Annotated in this window: 1 protein-coding gene; it reads left to right on the forward strand. The window is 45.6% G+C overall.

Going from position 1 to position 1853, the window contains the following annotated elements; translation table 11 throughout:
• Positions 1 to 187 precede the first annotated feature (187 nt).
• Entirely contained in the window at positions 188 to 1708 is a 1521-nt protein-coding gene (gene istA / locus L7E55_RS17475) for an IS21 family transposase (RefSeq protein ID WP_277445640.1), read from the forward strand.
• Positions 1709 to 1853: the final 145 nt, after the last annotated feature.

Genomic DNA, 1853 nt, shown 5'->3' on the forward strand with positions numbered 1-1853 from the left:
TATTTCGGCCGCATCCGGACACCCATTCCGGTAGCATCCGGACAGCGTAACGGCAACATCCGGACAGCATAACGGAATTATCCGGACAGCATTTCGGCAACATCCGGACACCTTGTCGAGTTAGTAAACTAACTGGTACCCTTTTTTCGAGTAGAAAGAAAGGGGCCAAAAGATGAGGAGGATAGAAATGCTGAAAGCAAAAGAAATTTTAAGGTTGAAACACGAGGTAGGACTATCCCTGCGAGAAATCGGAAAATCCTGCAACTGTGGCAAGACAACAGTATCAGAAGTAATTGAACGAGCTAATAACGCAGGAATAACCTGGCCAATAGAGCTCAATGACAAACAATTACTCTCTTTGCTTTATCCGCCGGCAAACAATAAAAACACAGTTCCTGAACCTGACATGGAGTATGTTTTCTACGAGATGAAGAAAAAAAGCGTTACTCTGATGCTTCTTTGGGAGGAATATAAAGAGAAACATCCTAATGGCATCATGTATACTCAATTCTGTGAGCGTTACCGGAAGTTTAAAAAGGCCAACCAGCTAACCATGCATATTGAACATAAAGCAGGCGAGGAAATGCAGGTTGACTGGGCAGGCCAGACCATGTCTTATGTGGAACCTGAGACCGGAGAAATTAAAACTGCATACCTCTTTGTGGCCGTCCTGCCGGCCAGTGCCTACCCTTTTGTTCATGCCTATGGTGATACCAAGCTTCCCAATTGGATCGACGCCCATGTCAGGGCTTATGAATACTTCGGAGGCGTTCCCAAAGTCACCATTCCAGATAATACGAAAACCGCTGTTATTACACCGGATCGCGTAGATCCGGTCCTAAACAAGAGTTATAACGAAATGGCCAGGCATTACCATACTACGTTGGTTCCCGCACGCGCTGGCAAACCTAAAGATAAGGCCGCCGGCGAAAATATAATCGGTAACGTTTCCAGAAGAATTATTGCCGCCCTTAGAAACAGACAGTTTTTTAGCCTCTATGAGATAAACCAATCACTCAGAGAAGAGCTTGCCAAGTTTATTCAACGCCCTTTTCAAAAGATGGAGGGCAACCGGCTGACGGCCTTTGAAAAGATTGACAAACTATTTTTACAGCCCCTGCCGTCAACAAGATATGAATTTGCCGATTGGAAAGAGACCAAAGTACAATTCAACTACCATGCTGAATATGACGGCTTCTTTTACAGTGTCCACTACTCCTATGTAGGTCAGCCATGCTCGGTACGGGCAACATCCAAAACCATTGAAATCTATATCGCCGGCGAAAGAGTGGCCGCTTATCCGAGAAATTATAACCGGTATAAACGGTATACCACCCAACCGGAACATATGCCGGAAGAACACAAGGTTGTATCCGGCTGGAGTTCAGAACGTTTTCTGTCCTGGGCGAAAACCATCGGTCCCTATACCCGTGAACTTATAAAAAGCGTTCTCGAAAGCCGGGAGTACCCGGTGCAGACCTATCGAGCCTGTATGGGTATCATAAGGCTTAGTAAAAGTTATACCCCTGAAGCCCTGGAAAAGGCCAGCCAAGAAGCCCTGGCGAAAAGAACCTATTCCTACAAGTATTTTAGCATCATACTTAAACAAGTGACCGCTAAAGCCGCGGAGACGAAGGCTGAGAAAATCATTCAACATGCGAATGTCAGAGGGAGCAGGGCTTATGCAGGGGGTGGTATCCATGCTTAACAATCCCACGGTAGAAAAACTTAAGGATTTAAAGCTTAAAGTCATGGCCCGAATGATAAGTGAACCAGACGCTGCATTACAAGACCTGTCCTTTGAGGAACGACTCGGAATTATGGTTGAAAAGGAATGGCTCGCTAAGAAAAAC

Origin of the sequence: Pelotomaculum isophthalicicum JI, from assembly GCF_029478095.1 — a bacterium.
Taxonomy (GTDB): Bacteria; Bacillota; Desulfotomaculia; order Desulfotomaculales; family Pelotomaculaceae; genus Pelotomaculum_D; species Pelotomaculum_D isophthalicicum.